A 7764-nucleotide genomic window follows, 5' to 3' on the forward strand; every position below is an offset into this window, starting at 1 on the left:
GTAAACGAAGACGAACTGAACCGAGTTTTCGAATTCGCGAATTAACTGCTTCATACGCTCAGACTGACGGCGGAATATGGGGCATGTGTAGCTCCCAAAAATCAACGAGACAGGCGCACCACGAAGACTAGAGAGCGTGAGCAAGTCAGAGGAAACCTCTCCATCCTCTGTCAAAACGTGTGCAGAGAAGTCGGGAGCCGGTTGACCTATGTTGGCTCGGCACCTCTCCTCCCCCGCTGCTGCCTTATCCAGATAGTCAAGAAATTCAGCTTTACTCAGGCTCATCGCATCTTTGAATTCAGCATCGGACATACTGTCCATCTGATCACGCATACTGAATGCAATTTTGCTCATTGTTCTTCCTCCTCCACGCCAAACCTACCACGCGTGGACAAGAAGTCTTCAACGGACGTTCGCTGCCTTCTTCAGTACCACATGCTCTGAGGGACAAAGTCCTCGTCGCCTGCTTTGGCTTACCGGGCGCGAGCGACGATCATCGATGCAGGAAGGGGCGCGTGCCATTTGTCGCCGTTACCGAAGCGTTCACGAACTTTCTCGGCCACGGCTGCTTTGATTGCCGAGTTGTTCGCCGCTGGCTGCTGCGACAGCAAGTACCCACCGCGAGGGGCTCCGTTCTGGAAAATCTCAGCTAGGGCCGCCGGACTATCCAATATCCAGAAGCAGTCAATCTGCTTTTGGGTTTCCAGATCGAACCCCGCGTCGGACAAGATAGACCTTGCCGCTTCCTCGTTTGCAAATTGATGGAAGTTCGGACTGTCAGGCATCTTAACAGAAGGGTCACCGTGTTCCTGGACGCTACTGTAAAAAACTTGGAAGACGGGGGAGACATCTGGGCCACACCACGACGTCATAATGAATTGTCCATTAGGCTTCAGAACCCTGTGAATTTCCGAAAGTGCTTTGGGCTGATCGGGGACGTGCATTAAGCCAAAGCTGCAGACGACACTATCAAAGCTCCCGTCTTTAAAGGGTAGGTTTTGTGCGTCGGCTTCAATGAATTCTCCGGTAGGAAACCTCTCCCGTGCGTGCGAAAGCATCTTTGCGGAGAAATCTGCCCCGGTTACGGTGTGCCCGGCTTTGGCAATTGCTTCGGTGACGTTGCCTTGTCCGCAACAGAGATCCAGAATCCTTCCGTTGCTACTATCAATACTTGCCACGATCGAAGGAATGGCCTTGTCACTCGCTTCTGAGAACATGGTCACGTAGCCTGAAGAAATTGTATCGTCAGACCAACCTTTCGTTTCCAACTCTGCAAAGCCCTCGTAAGCAGCCATTTTAGCCCCCCAAATTCTTTTCGTGCTTCTATGAACAGCATGAACAACCGTTTGTTACTGCGCAATACCGGGAGCAAAATTGTCAGCCTTGGGCTCGTTGCAGCCGTTTGCCTTACCCACCACCAACGACCGCTTTCACCCGCACCCTAACAGTCTCGGAATGAGTGTTGGACCTGTTCAGCTTTGGTCCTTACTCAGTTCGATATTGCTCTGCTGGAAAGACACTGACGAATTGGTATGCGGATAGTCCCGATCTGGTACAGGGACCTCGAGAAACCTGCATAGAGGCTCCCACCCGGAGCCTAGTTCAAAAACCAGCAGCCGGTCTGGCGAAATCGTCGATTTCACGTCTTCGACATGCCTGTCGAACTCCTTGATTGCCCGTTCCTTCGTGTCGAAGCGATCGCCGAGAAAGACTTCGATGAACTCCTGCATCCGCCGTTTGTGCGCTTCTTCCGGCGGCATTTCTGTTTCGCGGAACATCTTGATCGTCTTTGAATAGGACTGGTACCAGCCTTCGGGATCGCGGACCGACAGGATCACCTTGGCGTCCGGATACCGCGCGGCGGACTCGCGCCAGAGATGCGCACCGGGCCAGTCGACCTGTGACCGGTAGCCTTCGAACAGCAGGTCGAGGTCAAGCGGCGCGCCATTGCAGAAGTAATCGTACCAAGGCTCGATCTTTTCGGGATTGTCGCGGATCTCGTACATGTGGTGACAGGGACCGAAACCGAGGACCGTCAACGCTTCCCGCAGAGAGTCGGTCCCGGTGCGCCCAAAGCCTGCACCGATGATGTCCAGTGCCATCGGCGTTTCTCCTTCGACCGATACCAGATCGTCCAAGCATGAGACTCCCGACGCCCTATGGCAATCATTATGTGCAGCTCTGTGCGGCACCATCCCGATCTGGACACGGCAGCTTCGGGCTCGGAGCTGTCATTCGCTGCCATGCGGCGGCACAAGTCAGGCTGAACGTCTGCTCAGCGGACGTAGCAGACGCTTGTCACCACGTGACACAGCCCAGTCACTTTGTGGAAAACATCAGCCTGCGGAACGACAAAATCAGCGCTAATGAACGACGCCGTGCGGCCCGTGCTTCATGAAATGCCACTGACCATAGCTATCCTTCAAATCAAGCGCGATGGCCGTCGTGCCTGTGGTCGATGCATTACCGACTTCGGCAACTGAAAATTCGATGCCGTTGGGCATGTCGATCCGTACACGATGCTCCCCGTCGCCATGTGGCGGCTTGATTGGGCGACCGGAAGATGTCAGCACTTTGCCGATTTTCACCGATGCCGTTCGCGCTTCCATGTCTGAAGTGAAGTCGATTGATTCAAAAACGGTGTCATGCAGCGTTGGACACATGGCGCGGAATACCCACCAATGTGTTGCTTCCTCATCTGTCTCGCCGCCGGTGAGAACCGTCTCAAGAGCTGTGCGCTGCGCGGGTGATGCCTCGGGATCGATTATCAGCTGCATCTCCCCATTGCCCTCGTAGATTGGCCCGGGCCACGCATAAAGCACAGCTACTTTCAGGCCTGCTAGGTCAATGTCCTCAAAGTGCCCCTTGGAGATCTCCATCACCTCAAAGCCCCGACAGTTGCCGTGGGTTGGGTCCTCCTCGAACTGGCAAGGGCATGCATAGCCGCAATTGCAGTTCCCGAATGCCGGTCCTTCAACATACCAATTCTTGTGAGCCATGAGTCATCCTTTCTTTTTGTCCTGGTCACACAGATGTAAAGATGCACAAAAGTCCCCAGCTAATCAGGAAGGCTCCTGTTAGCCTCGAGAAGAAGCGTGGTTTTGGAACGATTTTTTCGGCCAGAACGTACAGAGCAAGGCCGACAATCCAGTAAAGGTTCATGATGCCGCCGACAAAGAGCAGTGCCATCAATGCCCAGCAACAGCCAAAGCAATAGGCGCCGTGATGCATTCCCATCAGCAGCGCGCCTCTACTGCCTGTCCTGCGATAACGTGTCAGAAAGTCTGCGGGCGAACTGCATTGCTTCAGGCACGCCGTCTTTAGCGCTGAAAATTGAAAGAGACCGGCCGCTATCAGCACTACGCCGGCGGCGGGTCGTGACGCGAGAGCCATCATCGGCCCATCAACCAGACCAAGTTTTTCCGTTCCCCAATGAGCCCCTGTTGCCAGCAGGCTGAAGCCACCCCAAATTAGAAGATAGCCGGCAAGGAAGATCAGGCTGAGTTTTGTCGCCGACGTGCGGTCCGAACCGTGCCGTTTCAATGCAGTGTAAAGCAAAAGCGTTGGTGCGGCACTCGGCGTCATCATGGCGATCATCATGACCCACCACATCAGAAAGACGAGCAGCGCATAGCCAAATGTCCAGGGGTGCGATCCGCCCATCGCCATAGGTTCGCCGATCGGGCCCGCCATCCTCGTCATGTCCAGCGCCGACATGTTCATGCCGACGCCGTTAATTGTGTAGACACCGGCCAACAGGACGATTGTCATAACAGCGCCCGCCACCACCCAGGTGTCGCGCGACATGACCCTTTCAACGGGCCCTATCGAACCTTTCATCACAGATCTTGCTCTACGCGGCGACGCGGCCTTGGCCGGTCAGGTGCAAGCTTGCCATATGCGCGTGGGTGCCGGTGTTCTTATTCAGGTCCAGAACGCCACCCAAGGTTTTGGTCTGGCCCTTCGCCATTTCGGCGAACCCGAACTCGAACCCGTGGGGCAACCTGATGCCAATGCGGTGCGGCTCTCCCGTGACGATGTTCGGTATTGGCTCCGCATTGATTTCGAAAACGCCTTCCGCAACCCCTTTGGCGATGCGGTCCTCGATATTCATCTCCAGCGACACAGGTGCGTAGATCGTTTCATGCTTATTTGGACTCATCGCCCCAAACACAAACCACATGGTGGCCATTTCCTCCGTGTCGGCCCCGGTCATGATCGCCTCGAGCGCCGCGCGCTGATCGGCGTTCGCCTTGGAGTCGATGATCAGTTGCATATGACCGTTGCCCGCATGAATCGGTCCAGGCCATTTGTAGACACCTGCCGCTGTCAAACCGTCGAGCGAAGTGTTCCCATAGTGTCCTTTGTGGATTTTGTAGACAACTGCGGCTTCGCAAGTACCATCTGTCGGCAAGACGCCGAACTGGCATGGGCATCCGAAGTTACAATTACAGTTGGCGAGTTCTTCGCCCCTTATCTCCCAATCAATCATGTATCCATCCCCTTGGAGTAACTGCCACTAAAGTTGGCAGCGATGCGTTTTGCCCGAAGGTTTAGAGATCGTTAACTTTGGTACAATTTGTTTGTTCTATGGTCTCACCAATGCAGTCACTTTTATCATAAAACTGGCCCCGAGTCATCCATAGCGAAATCGGCGAAGACTGGCGCCAGATATGTGTCTGATCCGGGGTCATAGCAGCCATCCTTGTAGCGCGGCTGACAAAGCCTGATTGAACGACTGCTCCGGGCTCAGAGCCGTCGTCCGCTGCTGGCTGATCCAATGTCGGGTATGCGGGACGAAGGAGACCTTTGCTCAACGAGGCGACGCAGCGTGTGATGATTACCTGCTCATCCGAACAGACGGACAGTCTTCAGGGCCGTCTCGCATCCACCGATTTGGGCCGGTGCACACACGGATGTCGACACAACGGTTTTCGAAATCATGTCCCTGCCAGACGGCTTTAGAGCAGTTCGACATGCTCTTCCAGAAGGGGATAAGCGATCATCGCGAAGGATGTATTCACCATCTTCAGCGACCGCAGCAATTCTAGGTGGATCGCACTTGTCTCGATCGACTCGGTCAACCCCTGCCGTAGCCGCTTGAGGTGAGTGCGTTCGAGTATCTGCTCCACGTCGCGGACCTTCTCTTTCTGCTCGACCAACTCGCGTGCGAGACCCACATCTTCCGACATCAGAACAGTGGTCCGGTGTTGGACGTTTCGGGTGACGCTGTCGTGGAAATCGCTTAGTTCGCGCCAGCCTTCATTCGAAAAGCGGCTCGTCGGACGAGTGCACCTGCCGCGAAGTTCTCAGCGGATGCTGAAGAAGGACGTTCGCCTGAGATCCGCGTGAAATCGACGTTGGCACGACCGCCAAGAAAGTCAGTTTCATTCGAGGGAGCGCAGACTGTCCCGGAACAGTTCCATGAATTCCAATGTGATCATCGAGGGGTTCTTGTGGATGGGCCGGATCAGGGCCACCCGGTGGGAAATCTTCGGATTGAACGGTCGGAACGACACGCCGCGGCCCGCGTACTGCCGAGCATCGAGCTCGGAGATGACCGAGACACCGATGCCCCGCGCGACCAGCTCGCAGGCCGCCGTAAACTGTCGGGTCTCGACCCGGTAGACAGGGCCAATTCCCTGCTGAGTGAAGATGTCATTCAGTTCCCGGAAGAAGGGTGAATCCCTGCGCGCATGAACAAGAGGTTCCTGTGCGAGGTCCGTCGGCCGCACTTCTTCCAGTGCCTCGAAGGCGTGGCCTTCGGGGAATATGCAGACCGTGCGGACCGGAACGATTTCGCTGAACACGGCCGGGTGCCCTTCGAAGCCGTCGGTGATCGCGCAGTCGTACTGCTCGCCGATGATCCACTCCATGATCCGTTCCGGGCGATCAGGTTCGATGGTCGCCGTTATGCCTGGTCGGGCATGCAGGAACTCCGCGATCAGGTCGGGCAGGTGGCTGGTGGCGAAGCCGGGCAGACAGGCGATCTTGATGTGGCCGGCCGTTCTTCTGTTCAGGTTTCGGCTGACTTCGCCGATCTGGTCGAGCGTCTGTGACAACCTTTCGAGTTCGGGAAGCAGAAAACGCGCCTCCTGGGTCGGTACGAGACGCCCGTCGCGCCGGTCGAAGAGCTTCAGCCCAAGCGCGTCTGAAAGGTCTGAGACCAAGCGACTGACGGCGGGCTGCGAAATGCCCAGTTCGTTCGCCGCCCGGGTCATGGTGCCGGTGTCGGCGACGCTCTTCAGCGCTTCGAGCTGTCGCAGTGTCGGGCGCAAGGTCTCTCCTCCTGACCGCCCCCAAACATAATATAGTGTTATGGTTTTGTCATGAAAAATGTTCTTGTATTATGATGATCTTTCGATACGTTTTTGATCGGATGTCAGGCCCCCGGAGAGACGGCGGCGGCACCCAATGGGAGGATATCATGAGACAACTTTATGCGTCCGCCGTGGTGGCGGGGATTGCGGTCGGCATCCCGCATTCGGCCTTTGCGCAAGTGGAAATCGAATGGTGGCATGCTCACAGTGGCCGCCTCGGCGAACTGGTTCAGGAGCAGGCGGACACCTTCAACGCCAGCCAGGACAAGTACAAGGTAACGGCGGTTCACAAGGGCAACTACTCGGACACGCTGAACGCGGGCATTGCCGCCTTTCGAGCGGGTGAGCAGCCCGAGATCCTACAGGTCTTCGAAGTGGGCACGGCTACGATGATGGCCGCGAGAGGGGCCACGAAGCCGGTCTATCAATTGATGGCGGAAACCGGCGCCGATTTCGACCCCGACGCCTACATCGGTTCGGTCAAAGGCTATTACACAACATCTGACGGGCAGATGCTGTCGCTGCCCTTCAACTCGTCGACCCCGGTGCTTTGGGTGAATCGCGATGCGCTCGCCGCCGCCGGCGTCGATCCCAACACGGATCTATCCACCTGGCAGAAGGTGGGCGAAGTGCTCGACACGGTGAAGGCGTCGGGTAGCACCTGCCCGATGACGACCGCCTGGCAGAGCTGGATCCACCTGGAGAACCTCTCCGCGTACCACAATGTGCCCTTCGCAACGAAGGACAACGGGTTTGCCGGCGCCGACACCGAGCTTGCCCTCAATGGCCCCGTGCAGGTCCAGCACATCCAGACGCTGGGCGATTGGGCCAAAGACGGCAAGTTCATCTACGCCGGTCGTCGAAACGAGGGTGGTGCGAATTTCCGTGCGGGCGAGTGCGCGCTCTTTACTGAGAGCTCGGCGGGCTATGCGGGCATCAAGGCCGAAGCGCAGTTCGAATTCGAGGTTCGGCCCCTGCCATATTGGGAAGGTGTCGCGGGCGCGCCGCAGAACACGATCATCGGGGGTGCATCGCTCTGGGTGATGGAGGGCCATTCGGCAGAGGAATACGAAGCCGTCGCGGCTTTCCTCAACTTCCTGTCGTCCTCTGACATCCAGGCCAAGTGGCACCAGGACACGGGTTACCTTCCGATCACGGCGGCTGCGGGCGCGCAGACCAGGGCAGAAGGGTTCTACGACGCGAACCCGGGCACGGACATCGCCGTCATCCAGATGACCGCCAACGAGCCCACGGCCAACTCGAAAGGCCTGCGGCTTGGGTCATTCGACCAGATCCGCGGGATCATCGACGAGGAACTCGAAGCGGTTTGGTCCGGGGACAAGACCGCTCAGGCCGCACTCGACAGCGCGGTGGAGCGGGGCAATGCGCTTCTCCGGCGGTTCGAGCAAGCGACCCGTTGAGACTCTGACTGGCCGAGGCGGGC

Annotated in this window: 9 protein-coding genes; 1 reads left to right on the top strand and 8 read right to left on the bottom strand. The window is 57.1% G+C overall.

Going from position 1 to position 7764, the window contains the following annotated elements; genetic code table 11:
• The 8 genes from TR61_RS18670 to TR61_RS18705 all read right to left on the bottom strand — a co-directional run.
• Positions 1-354: deiodinase-like protein (locus tag TR61_RS18670; protein ID WP_157440986.1), on the bottom strand; the 354-nt coding region annotated here is incomplete at its 3' end.
• A 119-nt stretch (positions 355-473) separates the two neighbouring features.
• On the bottom strand, positions 474-1295 hold the full coding sequence (locus TR61_RS18675) for a class I SAM-dependent methyltransferase (protein ID WP_050932048.1): 822 nt from the start codon (positions 1293-1295) through the stop codon (positions 474-476).
• A gap of 177 nt (positions 1296-1472) precedes the next feature.
• Positions 1473-2138: a sulfotransferase family protein gene (locus TR61_RS18680; protein WP_216595443.1), complete on the bottom strand. Its 666-nt coding sequence runs from the start codon at positions 2136-2138 to the stop codon at positions 1473-1475.
• Between the two features lie 225 nt (positions 2139-2363).
• Entirely contained in the window at positions 2364-2999 is a 636-nt protein-coding gene (locus TR61_RS18685; protein WP_050932050.1) for a DUF1326 domain-containing protein, read from the bottom strand.
• A 25-nt stretch (positions 3000-3024) separates the two neighbouring features.
• Positions 3025-3807, bottom strand: coding sequence for a DUF2182 domain-containing protein (locus TR61_RS18690; protein WP_245626931.1), 783 nt, complete (start codon positions 3805-3807; stop codon positions 3025-3027).
• A 46-nt stretch (positions 3808-3853) separates the two neighbouring features.
• Positions 3854-4492 carry a DUF1326 domain-containing protein gene (locus TR61_RS18695; RefSeq protein ID WP_050932052.1) on the bottom strand — a complete coding sequence of 213 codons (639 nt, stop codon included), beginning with the start codon at positions 4490-4492 and terminating at the stop codon, positions 3854-3856.
• Positions 4493-4961: 469 nt separating this feature from the next.
• Positions 4962-5192, bottom strand: a complete 231-nt coding sequence (locus TR61_RS18700) for a hypothetical protein (protein ID WP_050932053.1) — start codon at positions 5190-5192, stop codon at positions 4962-4964.
• 195 nt (positions 5193-5387) lie between these two features.
• The gene (locus tag TR61_RS18705) at positions 5388-6278 is read right to left on the bottom strand and encodes a LysR substrate-binding domain-containing protein (RefSeq protein WP_050932054.1); all 891 of its coding nucleotides are present in this window, start codon (positions 6276-6278) and stop codon (positions 5388-5390) included.
• Between the two features lie 149 nt (positions 6279-6427).
• Between TR61_RS18705 and ugpB the strand changes: the two genes are divergently transcribed.
• Positions 6428-7741, top strand: coding sequence for a sn-glycerol-3-phosphate ABC transporter substrate-binding protein UgpB (ugpB, locus tag TR61_RS18710; protein ID WP_050932055.1), 1314 nt, complete (start codon positions 6428-6430; stop codon positions 7739-7741).
• Positions 7742-7764: the final 23 nt, after the last annotated feature.

Source organism: Aestuariivita boseongensis, from assembly GCF_001262635.1.
Classification (GTDB): Bacteria; Pseudomonadota; Alphaproteobacteria; order Rhodobacterales; family Rhodobacteraceae; genus Aestuariivita; species Aestuariivita boseongensis.